14 protein-coding genes and 4 tRNA genes are annotated in these 16648 nt (G+C 69.5%); 9 read left to right on the forward strand and 9 right to left on the reverse strand.

Annotation, left to right across the window (positions count from 1 at the left end; all coding sequences use genetic code 11):
• Positions 1-82: 82 nt before the first annotated feature.
• From crcB to GXP76_RS25325, 3 genes are read right to left on the reverse strand one after another with little or no spacing between them, the layout of a single operon-like run.
• Positions 83-436, reverse strand: a complete 354-nt coding sequence (crcB, locus tag GXP76_RS25315; RefSeq protein WP_242573907.1) for a fluoride efflux transporter CrcB — start codon at positions 434-436, stop codon at positions 83-85.
• Positions 433-939 (reverse strand): CrcB family protein, encoded by a 507-nt coding sequence (locus GXP76_RS25320; protein WP_242573908.1) that lies wholly within the window; start codon positions 937-939, stop codon positions 433-435. The genes crcB and GXP76_RS25320 overlap by 4 nt, the downstream gene beginning before the upstream one ends.
• Entirely contained in the window at positions 936-1313 is a 378-nt protein-coding gene (locus GXP76_RS25325; RefSeq protein ID WP_187280349.1) for a metallopeptidase family protein, read from the reverse strand. The genes GXP76_RS25320 and GXP76_RS25325 overlap by 4 nt, the downstream gene beginning before the upstream one ends.
• A gap of 84 nt (positions 1314-1397) precedes the next feature.
• Between GXP76_RS25325 and GXP76_RS25330 the strand changes: the two genes are divergently transcribed.
• The 7 genes from GXP76_RS25330 to GXP76_RS25360 all read left to right on the forward strand — a co-directional run bounded on the left by GXP76_RS25330 (position 1398) and on the right by GXP76_RS25360 (position 8222).
• Positions 1398-3065 carry a metallophosphoesterase gene (locus GXP76_RS25330; RefSeq protein WP_242573909.1) on the forward strand — a complete coding sequence of 556 codons (1668 nt, stop codon included), beginning with the start codon at positions 1398-1400 and terminating at the stop codon, positions 3063-3065.
• A 105-nt stretch (positions 3066-3170) separates the two neighbouring features.
• Positions 3171-3243, forward strand: a tRNA-Glu gene (locus GXP76_RS25335).
• Positions 3244-3281: 38 nt separating this feature from the next.
• Positions 3282-3356, forward strand: a tRNA-Asp gene (locus GXP76_RS25340).
• A gap of 22 nt (positions 3357-3378) precedes the next feature.
• Positions 3379-3452 (forward strand) — tRNA-Phe (locus GXP76_RS25345).
• Positions 3453-3575: 123 nt separating this feature from the next.
• Positions 3576-7538 carry an ATP-dependent RNA helicase HrpA gene (gene hrpA, locus GXP76_RS25350; protein ID WP_242573910.1) on the forward strand — a complete coding sequence of 1321 codons (3963 nt, stop codon included), beginning with the start codon at positions 3576-3578 and terminating at the stop codon, positions 7536-7538.
• A 100-nt stretch (positions 7539-7638) separates the two neighbouring features.
• Positions 7639-7713 (forward strand) — tRNA-Asp (locus tag GXP76_RS25355).
• A 281-nt stretch (positions 7714-7994) separates the two neighbouring features.
• Entirely contained in the window at positions 7995-8222 is a 228-nt protein-coding gene (locus GXP76_RS25360; RefSeq protein ID WP_242573911.1) for a DUF6274 family protein, read from the forward strand.
• Positions 8223-8636: 414 nt separating this feature from the next.
• Here GXP76_RS25360 and bldC read toward each other — a convergent pair whose 3' ends face one another.
• The gene (gene bldC / locus GXP76_RS25365; protein WP_003949541.1) at positions 8637-8843 is read right to left on the reverse strand and encodes a developmental transcriptional regulator BldC; all 207 of its coding nucleotides are present in this window, start codon (positions 8841-8843) and stop codon (positions 8637-8639) included.
• A 502-nt stretch (positions 8844-9345) separates the two neighbouring features.
• Positions 9346-10191 carry a hypothetical protein gene (locus GXP76_RS25370; RefSeq protein ID WP_242573912.1) on the reverse strand — a complete coding sequence of 282 codons (846 nt, stop codon included), beginning with the start codon at positions 10189-10191 and terminating at the stop codon, positions 9346-9348.
• A gap of 153 nt (positions 10192-10344) precedes the next feature.
• On the opposite strand from GXP76_RS25370, the gene GXP76_RS25375 reads away from it, so the two are divergent.
• Positions 10345-11445: a Glu/Leu/Phe/Val dehydrogenase dimerization domain-containing protein gene (locus GXP76_RS25375; protein ID WP_242573913.1), complete on the forward strand. Its 1101-nt coding sequence runs from the start codon at positions 10345-10347 to the stop codon at positions 11443-11445.
• 299 nt (positions 11446-11744) lie between these two features.
• Positions 11745-11996, forward strand: a complete 252-nt coding sequence (locus GXP76_RS25380; RefSeq protein ID WP_242573914.1) for a DUF3073 domain-containing protein — start codon at positions 11745-11747, stop codon at positions 11994-11996.
• A gap of 101 nt (positions 11997-12097) precedes the next feature.
• Here the strand turns inward: GXP76_RS25380 and purM are convergent, their stop codons facing one another.
• The 4 genes from purM to GXP76_RS25400 form a co-directional block, all read right to left on the reverse strand.
• Complete coding sequence (gene purM, locus GXP76_RS25385; RefSeq protein WP_242573915.1) at positions 12098-13171, reverse strand: phosphoribosylformylglycinamidine cyclo-ligase; 1074 nt, start codon at positions 13169-13171, stop codon at positions 12098-12100.
• A 136-nt stretch (positions 13172-13307) separates the two neighbouring features.
• Positions 13308-14825 carry an amidophosphoribosyltransferase gene (purF, locus tag GXP76_RS25390; protein WP_242573916.1) on the reverse strand — a complete coding sequence of 506 codons (1518 nt, stop codon included), beginning with the start codon at positions 14823-14825 and terminating at the stop codon, positions 13308-13310.
• A gap of 143 nt (positions 14826-14968) precedes the next feature.
• Positions 14969-15793 carry an META domain-containing protein gene (locus GXP76_RS25395; protein ID WP_242573917.1) on the reverse strand — a complete coding sequence of 275 codons (825 nt, stop codon included), beginning with the start codon at positions 15791-15793 and terminating at the stop codon, positions 14969-14971.
• 52 nt (positions 15794-15845) lie between these two features.
• The gene (locus GXP76_RS25400; protein WP_242573918.1) at positions 15846-16640 is read right to left on the reverse strand and encodes a maleylpyruvate isomerase family mycothiol-dependent enzyme; all 795 of its coding nucleotides are present in this window, start codon (positions 16638-16640) and stop codon (positions 15846-15848) included.
• Between the last annotated feature and the right edge of the window lie 8 nt (positions 16641-16648).

Below are 16648 nucleotides of genomic sequence, written 5' to 3' on the forward strand. Positions count from 1 at the left end.
GCCCTGTCCAACTTCCTTTTCCCCACCAGGGACACGCTCCCCAGGGCCCAACTGCGTCACAGCCCCGTGCCACCACGGCCCCTCAGCGCGCGCCCAGCTCCCAGCCCGCCCACACCGCGCCCAGGCCCACCAGCAGCGACGCCGAGACGTACGCCCCGGCCAGCAGCCCCTTCCCGCGCTCGGCCAGCCGCAGCGTCTCGTACGAGAAGGTCGAGTACGTCGTGAGCGCCCCGCACAGTCCCGTACCCACCAGGGCGTATGTCGCCGAAGACACCGTCGCCCCGGCGAGCAGCCCCAGCACCAGGCTCCCCGCCACGTTCACGGCGAACGTCCCCCAGGGGAACAGGGTTTCGTGCCACGTCTGCATCGTACGGTCCGTCAGATAGCGCAGCGGCGCGCCGATCGCCCCGCCCACGACGACCAGCAGCCAGTTCACGGCGCCGCTCCCTGCCCCGCCACCGGCCCCACCAGGCGCCGCGTCGCGGTGGCCGTGAGCCAGACCGCCGCCATCGCGCCCACGAGCGTCACGGCCGCGTACCCCAGCGCGGCCGGCGCCTGCCCGTGCCGCACCAGCCGCAGGAAGTCCAGCGTGTACGTCGAGAACGTCGTGAAGCCGCCCAGCACGCCCACCCCGAGGAACGGCCGCAGCAGCGGATGCGCCGACCAGCCGCCCTCGGCGACCAGCACCATGAGGACACCGATCAGCCCGCAGCCCACGACGTTCACCAGGAACGTCGTCCACGGGAAGGCGCCGTCGGCGGTGGGCCACAGCCGCTCGGCGCCGTACCGCGCCGTCGCGCCCGCCGCGCCGCCCGCGGAGATGACGGCCAGCACCTGCCAGAGCCGGTGCCCGGCCGTCTCGGCGCGCTGGCCGGGCAGCCGCAGATCGACATCGGGGTCGACCGGCTCCAGGGGCAGGTCGCGCGGCCCCCCGCTCACCCGTACCCCAGCTCGTGCAGCCGCTCGTCGTCGATCCCGAAGTGGTGCGCGATCTCGTGCACCACCGTGATCTCCGTCTCGGCGACCACGTCCTCGCGGGTCTCGCACATCCGCAGCGTCGGCCCCCGGTAGATCGTGATCCGGTCCGGCAGCACCCCCGCGTACCACTCGCCGCGATCGGTCAGCGGAGTCCCCTCGTAGAGACCGAGCAGATCGGGGTCGAACTCCTCGCCCGACTCCTTCGCGGCAGCGGGATCCGGCTCGTCCTCCACGAATACCGCGACGTTGTCCATCAGCCGCATAAGCTCCGGCGGAACGCGGTCCAGCGCCTCGGCCACCAGTTCCTCGAACTCCTCGCGCGTCATCTCCAGCACCCGGCCATTGTCACGCAGGTCGCCAAGATCGGGGAAAGGCGGTGCCCACGCATGATCGCTCATCGCTCCGGGCATACGGGCCCAATGGCCCGCGACGTACGCCGTGTCCCGTTCCATACCGCGATCACCGCGCTCAGCCGAATCCGGGGGCACTACCGCTCCCGCGGCGAAGGACCGACCAGCGCCCTCGTCAGCTCCCCGCACCCCTACACCCGCGCGCTCGGTCTCGTCGCCGTCGTCCTGCTCGGCGCCTGGCTCGGACTGCTGGTCGTGGGCAGTGTGCGGACGCCGGTCGGCCCCATGGACACGAAGATGACCCTGCGGCCCTCCCTCACCGGCGGCACGAAGATCAATGTCTCGCCTCTGGGCGCGCTCGAACTCGACTCCCACACGGCCCCGATCCGTCTCGACGTGGATGTCGACCAGCTCGACCCGGTCCGCTCGCAGGCTCTCGTCGAGCACCCCGAACGCCTCGCCGGACTCCAGGGCGAGGTCGGCGAGGACGTCGCGGCCGGGACGACGGAGCTGGCCGTACGGTCCTGTGTCGCCGTCGTCTCAGGCGCCACCGCCCTCGGTCTGGCCGTCTACCGCCGCCCCCGCCGCGCGCTGGCCGCCGGCGGCCTCGCGCTCGTGCTGCTGAGCGCGGCCGGTGTCACCGCGTTCGCGACCTGGAACCCGAAGTCCGTGCTGGAGCCCCGCTTCTCCGGGCTGCTCTCCTCGGCCCCGCAGGTCGTCGGCAGCGCGCGCTCGATCGTCACCGAATTCGACGTCTACCAGAAGGAGTTGGCGCGGCTCGTCACGAACGTGACCAAGCTGTACGACGCGACGTCGACCCTGCCCTCGTACCAGCCCGACCCCGGCACCCTGCGGGTCCTCCAGGTCTCCGACATCCATCTCAACCCGGCCGCCTGGCACATCATCGGCTCGCTCGTGGAGCAGTACAAGATCGACCTGATCATCGACTCCGGCGACACCATGGACCACGGCTCCGCCGCCGAGAACAGCTTCCTCGACCCGATCCCCGACCTCGGCGCGCCGTACGTCTGGGTGCGCGGCAACCACGACTCGGCCGACACCCAGAAGTACCTGTCCGGCATGAAGAACGTCCACGTCCTCGACAACGGCCGCGCCGTCACCGTCGCCGGGATCCGGGTGGCGGGCACGGGCGACCCGCAGTTCACCCCCGACCGCTCGCTGGCCAGGGGCGGCGACCCGGCCGAGGAGATGGCGGGCGTACGGCTCGCGTCGGCCATCCGCGACCAGGAGCGGGCGGGCACCCCGGTGGACATCGCCGTCGCGCACAACCCGACGGCGGCCAGGGAGACGGACGGCACCGTCCCGCTCGTGCTGGCCGGCCATGTCCACCAGCGCAAGACCGAGATCATGCCGTTCGGTACGCGGCTGAAGATCGAGGGCTCGACGGGCGGCGGCGGGCTGCGCGCGGTCCAGAACGACGAGCCGGAGAAGGTACGGGCCTCGCTGCTCTATCTGGACAGCTCGACGAAGCGGCTCCAGGCGTGGGACGAGATCACGCTGGGCGGTCTGGGGCTGACGACGGCGGAGGTCAGCCGCCATCTTCCGGAGGAGGCGGGCGTACCGGGTACGGACCCGTCGCCCTCCGGAGCGCCGTCGGGATCACCGACCGGATCACCGACCGGACCGCCTCCGGGATCCCGCTCGGACGAACCGTCCGCGCCCGCGTCCGGTTCACGCTCCCCGACCGCCCCGGCGGGCCCCTCCCCCGACCGGTGAACCGGCCGGTAAGCCGTTCCGGTAAACCGTTTTGGCGATAGGTCCCCGCATCCCATATGCTTCTCACGTCCCCGACGCGCTGCCAAGCGCCCAGGCGGGCCCTTAGCCCTCATCGTCTAGTGGCCCAGGACGCCGCCCTTTCAAGGCGGTAGCACGGGTTCGAATCCCGTTGGGGGCACGCAACACCGTGTGCGAGACTCGTCTCGCACATTGCTTGGTCCTGTGGAGCAGTTTGGAGTGCTCGCCACCCTGTCAAGGTGGAGGCCGCGGGTTCAAATCCCGTCAGGACCGCTGTGGCTCGCGAGAGCCGCGTGGCTGGGTAGCTCAGTTGGTACGAGCGATCGCCTGAAAAGCGATAGGTCGCCGGTTCGATCCCGGCCCCAGCCACTCTTCTTCTTCCGCACGGACGCCCCTGTCGAGTACTTCGGCAGGGGATTCGGCTTATCCGGGGGATCCACCCGCGAAATAGGTTCGCCACTCGCCGGGCCAGGGTGAGACCCTGGGCTCGGTATGTCTACTTCCCTCGCCGACCTTCAGTCCCTGCTTGCCGAGGTGTCGCTGCGCGACTCGCAGCGCCTCGGCCGCCGCCTCGAAGGCGTCCGGCGCATCCGTAAGCCAGAAGCCCGGCAGGCCGTTCTCGACGAGATCGCGGTCGAGGCCGGCAGGTCGGCCGAGCGTGTGCGCGCCCGCGCGGCCCGGATGCCGGCGATCACGTACCCGGAGCAACTGCCCGTCAGCCAGAAGAAGGACGTGATCCTGTCGGCGATACGCGACCACCAGGTCGTGATCGTCGCCGGTGAGACGGGCTCGGGCAAGACCACCCAGATCCCCAAGATGTGCATGGAACTCGGCCGGGGCGTCCGGGGCATGATCGGCCATACGCAGCCCCGCCGGATCGCCGCCCGTACCGTCGCCGAGCGTGTCGCGGACGAGCTGAGGACCCCGCTCGGCGAGGCCGTCGGCTGGAAGGTCCGCTTCACCGACCAGGTGAACCAGGATGCGACCTTCGTGAAGATCATGACGGACGGCATCCTGCTCGCCGAGATCCAGTCGGACCGCGATCTGCGCGCGTACGACACGATCATCATCGACGAGGCCCACGAGCGCAGTCTCAACATCGACTTCCTGCTCGGCTATCTCGCCCAGCTCCTGCCCCGGCGCCCGGATCTGAAGGTCGTCATCACCTCGGCGACGATCGACCCCGAGCGCTTCTCCCGTCACTTCGGCGACGCCCCGATCGTGGAGGTCTCCGGCCGTACGTTCCCGGTCGAGGTCCGCTACCGCCCGCTCCTGGAGGACAGTGATGACAGCGCCGAGGGCGACCGCGACCAGATCACCGCGATCTGCGACGCCGTCGACGAACTCCAGTCGGAGGGCCCCGGCGACGTCCTGGTCTTCCTCTCCGGCGAGCGCGAGATCCGGGACACCGCCGACGCGCTCGACAAACGCAAGCTCCGGCACACCGAGGTGCTTCCCCTGTACGCCCGCCTCTCGCACGCGGAGCAGCACCGTGTCTTCCAGAGACCCGGCGGCGGCGCGACCCGCAGAATCGTGCTGGCGACGAACGTGGCCGAGACCTCGCTGACCGTGCCGGGCATCAAGTACGTGATCGACCCCGGCACCGCCCGTATCTCCCGCTACTCCCACCGCACCAAGGTCCAGCGGCTGCCGATCGAGCGGATCTCGCAGGCCAGCGCCAACCAGCGCAAGGGCCGCTGCGGCCGTACGTCGGACGGCATCTGCATCCGGCTGTACGCGGAGGACGACTTCGAGGCGCGGCCCGAGTTCACGGACGCCGAGATCCTCCGTACGAACCTGGCCTCCGTCATCCTCCAGATGACGTCGGCCGGCCTCGGCGAGATCGAGAAGTTCCCCTTCATCGACCCGCCGGACCACCGCAACATCCGTGACGGTGTCCAACTCCTCCAGGAACTGGGCGCGTTCGACGCCACCCAGAAGGACCCGCGCAAGCAGCTCACCCAACTCGGCCGCAAGCTCTCCCAGTTGCCGGTGGACCCCCGCCTGGCGCGCATGGTCATCGAGGCCGAGCGCAACGGCTGTGTACGCGAGGTCATGGTGATCGCCGCCGCGCTGTCCATCCAGGACCCGCGCGAGCGCCCCTCGGAGAAACAGACCCAGGCCGACCAGCAGCACGCCCGGTTCCGGGACGAGACCTCCGACTTCCTGGCCTTCCTGAACCTGTGGCGCTACATCCGCGAGCAGCAGAAGGCGCGCGGCTCCTCCGCCTTCCGCCGGATGTGCAAGGCGGAGTACCTGAACTTCCTGCGGATCCGTGAGTGGCAGGACATCTACTCCCAACTGCGCACGGTCGCCAAGCAGATGGGCATCAAGGTCGACGAGCGCGACGAGCACGACGACGTCCCCGCCCCCGACCAGTCCGTGCACATCTCGCTGCTCTCCGGGCTGCTGTCGCACATCGGGCTGAAGGACGTGAAGGAGGGCGCGAAGAACGAGTACGTGGGCGCGCGCAACGCGAAGTTCGCGGTCTTCCCGGGCTCCGCCCTCTTCAAGAAGCCGCCGCGCGTCATCATGTCCGCCGAGCTGGTGGAGACGTCCCGGCTGTGGGCGCGGGTCAACGCGAAGATCGACCCCGAGTGGATCGAACCGCTGGCCGGGCACCTGATCAAGCGCACGTACAGCGAGCCGCACTGGGAGAAGGACCAGGCGGCCGTGATGGCGTACGAGAAGGTCACGCTGTACGGCGTACCGATCGTCGAGCGGCGCAAGGTGAACTTCGGCCGGATCGACGCGGAGGCCTCGCGCGACCTGTTCATCCGCAACGCGCTCGTCGAGGGCGACTGGCGGACGCACCATCAGTTTTTCCATGACAATCGCAAACTTCTTGGCGAGGTCGAGGAGTTGGAGCACCGTGCGCGGCGCCGCGACATCCTCGTGGACGACGAGACGCTGTTCGACTTCTACGACGGCCGGGTGCCCGACCATGTGGTCTCGGGCGCGCACTTCGACTCGTGGTGGAAGCACAAGCGCAAGGAGGAGCCCGAACTCCTCGACTTCGAGCGCTCGATGCTCATCAACGAGGCGGCGGGCGCCGTCACGAAGGACGACTATCCGGACTCCTGGCGCCAGGGACGGCTCAAGTTCCGGGTGACGTACCAGTTCGAGCCGGGGGCCGACGCGGACGGCGTGACCGTGCACGTACCGCTCCAGGTGCTCAACCAGGTCACGTCCGAGGGGTTCGACTGGCAGATCCCGGGGCTGCGCGAGGAGGTGGTGGTGGAGCTGATCCGCTCCCTGCCGAAGCCGATCCGCCGCCACTACGTCCCGGCGCCGAACTACGCGGGCAAGTTCCTGGAGCGGGCGGTGCCTCTTCAGGAGCCGCTGCCCGTGACGCTGGCGCGCGAGCTCCAGCGGATGGTGGGTGTGCCCGTCACGGCGGACGACTTCGATCCCGGCCGGGTGCCGGACCATCTCAAGATCACCTTCCGGATCGTCGACGAGCGGCGCCGCAAGATCGCCGAGGACAAGGACCTGGAGGCGCTGCGGATCGCGCTGCGGCCCAAGGCCCGCAAGGCGCTCTCGCAGGCCGCGGCGGCGGTCGCGGGGCCCACGGGCGAGTCGGTGGAGCGCTCCGGCCTCACCGGCTGGACGATCGGCACGCTTGTCCGCACCTTCGAGACCCGGCGGGCCGGCCAGCCGGTCAAGGCGTACCCGGCGCTGGTCGACCAGGGCGCGACCGTGGCCGTACGGCTCTACGACACGGAGGCCGAGCAGCAGCAGGCGATGTGGCAGGGGACCCGGCGGCTGATCCTGCTCAACATCCCCGTCAATCCGGCGAAGTTCGCCTCGGACACCCTCACCAACAAGCAGAAGCTGGCCCTGTCCCGTAATCCGCACGGCTCGGTCCAGGCGCTGTTCGAGGACTGCGCCACGGCCGCGGCGGACCGGCTGATCGCCGAGCACGGAGGACCGGCGTGGGACGAGGAGTCGTTCCGCAAGCTGTACGAGCTGGTCCGCGCCGACCTGGTCGATGTGACCGTGCGCACCATCGGGCAGGTCGAGCAGATCCTGGCCGCCTGGCAGGCCTGTGAGCGGCGTCTGAAGACGACGAACAGCCTGGTCCTGATCAACAACGTCCAGGACGTGAAGGACCAGCTCGCGGAGCTGATGCCGGCGGGCTTCGTGACCCGTACCGGTCTGCGCAGACTGCCCGACCTGATGCGCTACCTGGTCGCGGCGGACCGCAGGCTGCAGCAGATGCCGACGAACGTCCAGCGCGACACCACGCGCATGGAGAAGGTCAACGAGATGCGCGACGAGTACGCGTGGCTGCTCGAACAGTTCCCGCGCGGGCTGCCGGTGCCCCGGCAGGCGCTGGACATCCGCTGGCTGATCGAGGAGCTGCGGGTGAGCTACTTCGCGCACGCGCTGGGCACGGCACAGCCGGTGTCCGACAAGCGGATCGTGAAGGCGATCGACGCGGCGGTGCCGTAGCCCCCCGGGGGCATCGATCCGGTTCGACCGCACCCTCCGACCTGCTGTACAGTCTGACTTCGCAGCCGCCGGTGGAAACCGCACCGGAGCAGCGAATTCTGGTCCTGTGGAGCAGTTTGGAGTGCTCGCCACCCTGTCAAGGTGGAGGCCGCGGGTTCAAATCCCGTCAGGACCGCACAGCAGTAACGGAGCCCGCATCCCTCGGATGCGGGTTTCGTCGTTGTGCCGGGCCGACGGTCCGAGGCCGCGCCCGCGGCGGAGCCGCGATCGGGCACAGCAAATCCCGTCAGGACCGCATGTACGAAACCCGCATCCCCCGGATGCGGGTTTCGTCGTTGTGCCCCGACACGGGCCCCATTGCCGCGTGTTGGGTTGACGGTCCTCCGCGGCGCGGGTAAGCCATCAGGAGGGGCCCTTCCTTGGCAGAGCGGGGCCCCGTACCGGGGGGTGGCGCGCATGGCGGCATCGGTGGCGAAACACGAGACCCGCGCACTCCTGCGCGCCCATCTGGCGGCCGCGACGGGCTATCGGCATCTCACACGGCACTGTGCGGTCTGTCATCGCCTCCAGCGGCTCGCCATGGAGCCTGTGGCACCCGCGGCCGCGGACGCCGGCGGGGCCGGGGGGACGAGCGACGGCTCCGTGCCGAACAGCACACCGGAGGCGGACACCGACCCCCAATAGGCGCTGCGGCGGGAGTTGGCAAGTGGTTCGCACTGTGACGGGTGTCACCGCTCACATTTCCGGAACGGCTGCGCTTACACCTCACATACAAGGCGCGAATTTAGTATGTGCAATTGCACCTCTCCGTAAGCACTCCCCCTCGACCGCGGGACCCGTGCCCACACCGGCCCGACATCACCCCAACTCCCCCTCCACAGCACAAAAAAGATCGCGCTGGACCCGGCGGAGTCCAGCGCGATCGAAGTGACTTGCCCCATGTCGCGGGGGCGTGGGACCTGTTGGGGCAGGTGCCCGTCGTGTGGAACGTTATGAAGCTATGTGGATCAATGTGGAGCTATGAAGCGGGACGACCGGATTGGGGACCCGGGTGTCCAGTTGGGTTGATTGGTTGCCAGTTGTGCCCTGGCGAGGCTTTCAGGCCTCGCTGCGCTGCTGCGGAATACCCGCGAGCAGTGCGCGGACCTCTGCCTCGCGATACCGGCGATGCCCACCGAGCGTGCGGATGGACGTGAGCTTGCCCGCCTTTGCCCAGCGTGTGACCGTCTTCGGGTCCACGCGGAACATCGTGGCAACCTCAGCCGGCGTCAGCAGCGGCTCGGCATCAGGGGTGCGAGCGGTCATGAGCGGCCTCCTCGGGAGAACCGAACCATCTCGGTTCTTTCCTCTAAATTCTGCACCTTGACCCACGTTGCCCGAAATGGCAGACGCGGGCCGAGTCGGTTATAGGACGAACGGCTTGTCCTCGGCACTACAACTACACCATCCGTCCAGCCTCGTCGGCCAAACCGATGGAATTGCCCTCTCAGGTGTTCATCAACGACGGAAGCCGATGGACCATGCCATAGCGGACAGTTACGCCGCAGTGACGATCAGTCACAGGAGCAATCAGGAGTCACCAGACCCCCTATAGAGCGCAATGACGAGCATTCCGCCCACACTCGGACGGAAGGAGCCCTCTCCGGACTCCTTGTCCTATTTTGACACGAGGGTGGGTGATGGGCGCAAGAGCCCCGTAAGTGCGGTCCGTCACCCTTAAGGCTTAGCGACCGGATAGAGGCCTTGGTCCCACGACGCGGAACGCGCGGTCCGTACGGTGATCATCTCAGGTGGCCCGGGTCCGCCCTCAGTTGGCGAACTGACGGTCCCTGACCGCCCGCCAGCGCTCCGCCAGCCGTTCGTACGCCTCGCCCGCCGCCTCGCCGTCGCCGGCCCGCAGCGCGGCGATCCCGGCCGCCACGTCCGCCGCCGAGCGGTCGTCGGCGAGCTGCGGTCCGGTCAGCGCGTGCACCAGCCCCCCGTAGTCCAGCTCGACCAGCGAGCGGGGGTGGAACTCCTCCAGCCACCGCCCCACGTCTATGAGGCCCTCGATGAGCGGCCCCTCGTCGACCGACTCCCGCAGTGCCTTCAGCGCCCGCGCCAGCCGGCGGCGCGCCTGCACCATCGGGGTCCGGTAGCGCAGGGCGGGCGCCGTGCCGTCGGTCTCCTGCGCCCGGTACTCGCGCTCGTCGTCGGCGAAGAGCGTGAACCAGCGCACGGGCACCTGCCAGACCGCCGTCCTGATCCACGGCCGGGCGTCCGGATTGCGCTCGCGCCACTGTTCGAAGTCCGCCGCCGCCTGACCGCGCACCACCGGCGGCAGCACCGCGTCGAGCAGCGGCTCCGGCAGGGTGTCGACCAGTGACTCCAGGGCCAGCCAGCCGCGCAGCCGGGTGCGCCACGGGCAGACGCACACGATGCCGTCGACCTCCGTGACGAACGCGTCGGCGCTCTCGTGGACGGGCACCGGGACGGGCGGCGTGGGCAGCAAGTCGGCCAGGGAGCGCCGGAGTTCGTCCTGCGCGGTGGGCGTACGCTCCCGGGCGGCGTAACGCGCCCAGTGGCTTCTCTCCGGCTCGGGAAAAGCCGCCAGGGGCTCGTACACGCGCAGGTAGGAGGCGTAAGGGACAAGGAGTGCGGACACCGCTGGCATGCGCCGAATCGTCCCATGCCCGTACCCCTCGGGAGGGTGATCCTCGGCACTGCGTCGGATCTACGTCGCGGTAGGACTTACCCTCATGCGCAAACAGTCCCTCCCCACCCCCAGGAGGGTCTACTCACCGCTTCGTACTTGGGAGTCACCACCGTGACCGATGTGACCGGAGCCCCTGTCGCAACCGCAGATGTACTGCACACCCTGTTCCACTCCGAGCAGGGTGGCCACGAACAGGTCGTGCTCTGCCAGGACCGCGCCAGCGGGCTCAAGGCAGTCATCGCCCTGCACTCCACCGCCCTGGGCCCCGCCCTGGGCGGCACCCGTTTCTACCCGTACGCCTCCGAGGAGGAAGCCGTCGCCGACGCGCTGAACCTGTCGCGGGGGATGTCGTACAAGAACGCCATGGCCGGTCTCGACCACGGCGGCGGCAAGGCCGTGATCATCGGCGACCCCGAGCAGATCAAGTCGGACGAGCTGCTGCTGGCGTACGGCCGGTTCGTGGCCTCCCTCGGTGGCCGCTACGTGACGGCCTGCGACGTCGGTACGTACGTCGCCGACATGGACGTCGTCGCCCGTGAGTGCCGCTGGACGACCGGCCGCTCGCCCGAGAACGGCGGCGCCGGCGACTCCTCCGTACTGACGGCCTTCGGTGTCTACCAGGGGATGCGCGCCAGTGCCCGGCACCTGTGGGGCGACCCGTCGCTGCGCGGCCGCAAGGTCGGTATCGCGGGCGTCGGCAAGGTCGGGCGCCACCTGGTCGAGCACCTGCTCCAGGACGGCGCCTCCGTCGTGATCACCGACGTACGGGACGAGTCCGTGCTCCGGATCACCGAGCGGCACCCCGAGGTCGCCGTGGCCGCCGACACCGACGCGCTGATCCGCTCCGAGGGCCTGGACGTCTACGCGCCGTGCGCGCTCGGCGGGGCGCTGAACGACGACTCCGTGCCGGTCATGACCGCGAAGGTGGTGTGCGGGGCGGCCAACAACCAGCTCTCGCACCCCGGTGTCGAGAAGGATCTCGCCGACCGCGGCATCCTCTACGCGCCGGACTACGTGGTGAACGCGGGCGGGGTGATCCAGGTCGCCGACGAACTGCACGGATTCGACTTCGAGCGGTGCCGGGCGAAGGCCGCGAAGATCTACGACACCACGCTTTCAATATTCGCACGTGCGAAGGACGACGGGATTCCGCCGGCCGCCGCCGCCGACAGGATCGCCGAGCAGCGCATCTCGGAGGCCCGCCTCCGCTGACGTCCGGCGGGGGCGGCCGGCCGCGCGGAGCCACCGCGCGGCCCCGGGGGAGACGAGACTCACCCCGGTCGGCGGGTCGCCCCTCCAGAAGAGGTTAAAATCGCAGCTGACCAGCGGGGACACCCGTTCCCGCCGGTCCCGCGCCGAGGCGCGTCATGCGGGCGGCGTACCGTATGGCCGCGGAAGCAGGTACCGTTGAAGTCCTAAGGACGGGTCTCTCTGCGGAGAGCTCGTTCTGAAACATGAACGCGTGTCAAGACTCTGGGGCCGTGGAGCCCCGTCACCGAGGGGGTCGAGCCATGGGGCGCGGCCGGGCCAAGGCCAAGCAGACAAAGGTCGCCCGCCAGCTGAAGTACAACAGCGGCGGGACAGACCTGTCGCGTCTGGCCAACGAGCTGGGCGCATCGCCTTCGAGTCAACCGCCGAACGCTGAGCCGTTCGAGGATGACGACGAGGAAGATGACCCGTACGCACAGTACGCGGAGCTGTACAACGACGACGACGAGGACGAGGAGTCCGGCCCGTCGTCACAACAGCGTCGCGGCGCTTGACGTACGTACACCTCAAAAAGAAATCACTCATGTGACCCGGTCCGGGACCCCCGGACCGGGTTTCACCATGACATCGGTGCCCCGTCGGCACCGTGCACTCGCTAGCTCGCATAGTCCCCGGTCAGCGCCGCGCCCGTGGACGTGCCGCTCTGCCGGTCCACGATGCCGCCGGCCACCCAGGCGTCCACGCCCCGGTCGGCGAGCGTGGTGAGCGCCGTGTCCACCGACTCCTCGGGGACGACGGCGATCATGCCGACGCCCATGTTGAGCGTCTTCTCCAGCTCCGTGCGCTCCACCTGACCCGCCGAGCCGATCAGGTCGAAGACGGCGCCCGGCGCCCACGTCGAACGGTCCACCGTCGCGTGCAGATGGTCGGGGACGACCCGCGCCAGGTTGTTGGCAAGACCGCCGCCCGTGATGTGGCTGAAAGCGTGCACCTCGGCGGTCCTGGTCAGGGCCAGGCAGTCCAGCGAGTAGATCTTGGTGGGCTCCAGCAGCTCCGCGCCGAGCGTGCGGCCGAACTCCTCGACCTCGCGCTCCAGCGACCAGCCGAGCCGGTCGAACACGACGTGCCGGACAAGTGAGTACCCGTTGGAGTGAAGCCCGGAGGACGCCATCGCGATCACGACGTCACCCGTACGGATACGATCCGCGCCCAGCAGCCGGTCGGCCTCGACCACACCCGTACCGGCGCCGGCGACGTCGAAGTCGTCCTCGCCGAGGAGGCCGGGGTGCTCGGCGGTCTCGCCGCCCACGAGGGCACAGCCGGCCAGTACACAGCCCTCGGCGATGCCCTTGACGATGGCCGCGACCCGCTCGGGGAAGACCTTGCCGACGCAGATGTAGTCGGTCATGAACAGCGGTTCGGCGCCGCAGACCACCAGGTCGTCGACGACCATGCCCACGAGGTCGTGGCCGATCGTGTCGTAGACGCCCATCTTGCGCGCCAGGTCGACCTTCGTCCCCACGCCGTCGGTGGCGGAGGCGAGCAGCGGGCGCTCGTAGCGCTTGAGCGCGGAGGCGTCGAAGAGGCCGGCGAAGCCGCCGAGGCCGCCGACGGTCTCGGGGCGCTGGGTCTTCTTCACCCACTCCTTCATCAGCTCGACGGCGCGGTCGCCGGCCTCGATGTCGACGCCCGCGGCGGCGTAGGAGGCACCGGAGGATTCAGCTGGCATGGCGGGGAGCTTTCGTGTCATTGCTGCGGAGATTCGGTCGGGTCCTTGGGGTCGGGACGTGACTTCGGGCCGCCGCGACCGATAGGAGGGTCGCGGCGGGCCGTACGGGCACGTTCCCGGGCGCTCACGGCCGGTGTCAGGGCCGCCTGAGCGCGTCGGCGGCATCGGCGCCGCCCGCCAGCTCGGTCTCCAGCAGCTGCTTGCCGAGGAGTTCCGGATCGGGCAGGTCCATCGGGTACTCGCCGTCGAAGCAGGCGCGGCAGAGGTTCGGCTTGGCGATGGTCGTCGCCTCGATCATGCCGTCGATGGAGATGTACGCGAGCGAGTCGGCGCCCAGTGACGTGCCGATCTCCTCGATGGACATGCCGTTGGCGATCAGCTCCGCGCGGGTCGCGAAGTCGATGCCGAAGAAGCACGGCCACTTCACGGGCGGGGACGAGATCCGGATGTGGACCTCGGCCGCGCCGGCCTCGCGGAGCATCTTGACCAGGGCGCGCTGGGTGTTGCCGCGGACGATCGAGTCGTCGACGACCACCAGGCGCTTGCCCCTGATGACCTCTTTAAGAGGATTGAGCTTCAGACGGATGCCCAGTTGGCGGATCGTCTGGGAGGGCTGGATGAAGGTCCTGCCCACGTACGCGTTCTTCACGAGTCCCGAGCCGTACGGGATGCCGCTCTCCTCGGCGTAGCCGATCGCGGCGGGCGTACCGGACTCCGGCGTCGCTATGACGAGATCGGCGTCGGCGGGCGCTTCCTGCGCGAGTTTGCGGCCCATCTCCACCCGGGAGAGGTAGACGTTCCGGCCGGCGATGTCGGTGTCGGGGCGGGCCAGGTACACGTACTCGAAGACACAGCCCTTGGGCTTCGCTTCAGCGAATCGCGAGGTGCGCAGGCCGTTCTCGTCGATGGCGATCAGCTCGCCGGGCTCGATCTCCCGGACGTAGGAGGCGCCGCAGATGTCGAGCGCCGCGCTCTCGGACGCCACGACCCAGCCGCGCTCCAGCCTGCCGAGGACCAGCGGGCGGATGCCCTGCGGGTCGCGGGCCGCGTACAGGGTGTGCTCGTCCATGAAGACGAGCGAGAAGGCGCCCTTGGCGTTCCGCAGGACCTGCGGGGCGGCCTGTTCGACGGTGAGGGGCTTGCCGTCGTCGTCCGTCTGTCCGGCGAGGAGCGCCGTGATCAGATCGGTGTCGTTGGTGGCGGCGACGCGGGTCGTGCGGCCGTTCTCCTTGGGGAGGTCGGCGACCAGCTCGGCCAGCTCGGCCGTATTGACCAGGTTGCCGTTGTGGCCGAGCGCGATGGAGCCGTGCGCGGTCGCCCGGAAGGTCGGCTGCGCGTTCTCCCACACCGAGGCTCCGGTGGTGGAGTACCGGGCGTGACCCACGGCGATATGGCCCTGGAGGGAGCCGAGGGAAGTTTCGTCGAAGACCTGTGAGACAAGGCCCATGTCCTTGAACACAAGGATCTGGGAGCCGTTGCTCACTGCGATGCCCGCGGACTCCTGTCCACGGTGTTGCAGTGCATACAGTCCGAAGTAGGTGAGCTTGGCGACCTCTTCACCGGGGGCCCAGACTCCGAAGACGCCGCAGGCGTCCTGAGGGCCCTTCTCGCCAGGGAGGAGGTCGTGGTTGAGTCGTCCATCACCACGAGGCACGCCACCGAGTGTAGGCGAGATCGAGCGCTGGTCCGAATGCGGTACGGAAGTGGGCCGTGAGGTGGACGGCGAAGCGGGCCGGCGGCGTGTCGCCACCGGCCCGGACTGACGGGCCCCCGCTCACCAGGGGGAACGCGCCGGTACTACTTCGCGGGGGTGCCGGCGGCGGCGCCGAAACCGGTGCCGTCGGCCGTCTTGAGGGTCAGCTCACGGTGGTGCACCTCATACGTCACCTTCCCGTCGAGCACCTTCATGAGCTCGCGCTCCAGGGACATTCCCGGCTCCGGGCACAGCCTCTTGGTGGACTTGAGGGGCCCGAAGGTGATCGTGGAGTCCGTGGTCTTCGCGGTCGCCGAGAACGTGTTGCAGCCGAGGCTGCCGCTCACGGTGCCGTCCTTGGCGAAGGTGAGCGTCGCCTTCCCGGTCTCGCCCTTCTTGTCCTTGGGCAGTGAGCCGGCCGTCCCGTCGGACACGAGGCTGGTGACGCTCCACCCCGTACCCACGAGCGGGGCCGGCTTCTCGGCGGACATGGCGATGGTGTCGCCCGCGGCGCTGGTGAGGGTGAGCTTCTTGTCCTCGACCTTGGCCTTGAGCTTGCCCTCGAAGGCGCCGTTGAGCGCCTTCTCGAAAGCGGCGAGCTCCTCGGGGCAGGCGATGAGCGTCGTCCGCTTCTCACCGAGAGTGATCGTGTCACCGTCGATGGTCGCCTTGGCGCCGATGGAGTTGCACCCGGTCCGGGCGTCGACCTTGCCCTTGGAGTCGATCTCCACGCTGGCCCCGGCGGGCGCCGCGGTCTTCTTGCCGTCGACGCTGAGGCTCTCGATGCTCCAGCGCACGTCGGTCAGGGGCAGATCGGACTGCACCGCGCTGCCGGCCTCGGCCGCCCCCTCGGACTCTCTGCCGGATTCCGTGCCGCACCCGGCGAGGGCGAGGAGGGACAGGGTCGTGAGGGCGGTGACGATGGTCACTGGCTGTTTCCGCATACCGGTGGGACGAGACAGCCACGGGTCCGGTTCCCTGTCAGCTCATGACCGGCAGCAGGGCGGCGAGATCCGCGCGCTCGCCGCTGGCGCTGACCTGCGCCGATGCCAGCGCCTGGGCCCAGGTCGTACGTCCCGTGGCCAGCCGCAGCCAGGTGAGGGGGTCCGTCTCGACGACATTCGGCGGGGTGCCGCGGGTGTGCCGGGGGCCCTGCACGCACTGAACGACGGCGTACGGCGGGATCCGCACCTCCGTCGACGCGCCGGGCGCCTTCTCCGCGAGCGCGTCGGCGAGCAGCCGGGTGCAGGTGGCGAGTGCCTGCCGGTCGAAGGGGATGTCGAGCCCTGCGGCGCGGTTCAGATCGTCGGTGTGGACGACGAGTTCGACGGTGCGGGTGACCAGGAAGTCGCCGAGCCGCATCGCGCCGACCCGGACGCCGATCAGCCGGTCGGCCGCGGCGTCCGGCAGCAGCGCGGTGATCCGCCCGGCGGTGCGCTCGAACAGCTCGGCGGGTTCGGCGGAGGCGGCGTACGCCTTGACGTCGTCCGAGATGGGCGCGGCCACGGCGGCGGTGGTGAACGCCCAGCCGGGCAGGCCGACCTCCACCACGGGCGGGGCGGGCTGCTCCAGCGCGCGGCTGACGCTCTCGACCCCCATGCTCAGGTGCGCGATCAGCTCCCGCACGGTCCAGTCCCCGAGCCCGGCGGGCCGGGCGAGTTGCTCGGGTGTGAGAACGAGGACAGCGTCGCGCACGTGCGCGAACTGGGTGAGGACGGCGGCACGGGTCTTGTCGACGTCGTAACCACGCTGCTTGCGCTTCTTGGCCGGTGACATGCGGGGAG

This window comes from Streptomyces sp. NP-1717 (assembly GCF_022695985.1).
In the GTDB taxonomy this organism is placed as follows: Bacteria; Actinomycetota; Actinomycetes; order Streptomycetales; family Streptomycetaceae; genus Streptomyces.

What these genes read in the sequence shown, in the direction of transcription:
- GXP76_RS25330 (WP_242573909.1), top strand. Translation starts at nt 1,398, where the DNA reads ATGGCCCGCGACGTACGCCGTGTCCCGTTCCATACCGCGATCACCGCG.
- hrpA (WP_242573910.1), top strand. Translation starts at nt 3,576, where the DNA reads ATGTCTACTTCCCTCGCCGACCTTCAGTCCCTGCTTGCCGAGGTGTCG.
- GXP76_RS25360 (WP_242573911.1), top strand. Translation starts at nt 7,995, where the DNA reads ATGGCGGCATCGGTGGCGAAACACGAGACCCGCGCACTCCTGCGCGCC.
- bldC (WP_003949541.1), bottom strand. Translation starts at nt 8,843, where the DNA reads ATGACCGCTCGCACCCCTGATGCCGAGCCGCTGCTGACGCCGGCTGAG.
- GXP76_RS25370 (WP_242573912.1), bottom strand. Translation starts at nt 10,191, where the DNA reads ATGCCAGCGGTGTCCGCACTCCTTGTCCCTTACGCCTCCTACCTGCGC.
- GXP76_RS25380 (WP_242573914.1), top strand. Translation starts at nt 11,745, where the DNA reads ATGGGGCGCGGCCGGGCCAAGGCCAAGCAGACAAAGGTCGCCCGCCAG.
- purM (WP_242573915.1), bottom strand. Translation starts at nt 13,171, where the DNA reads ATGCCAGCTGAATCCTCCGGTGCCTCCTACGCCGCCGCGGGCGTCGAC.
- GXP76_RS25400 (WP_242573918.1), bottom strand. Translation starts at nt 16,640, where the DNA reads ATGTCACCGGCCAAGAAGCGCAAGCAGCGTGGTTACGACGTCGACAAG.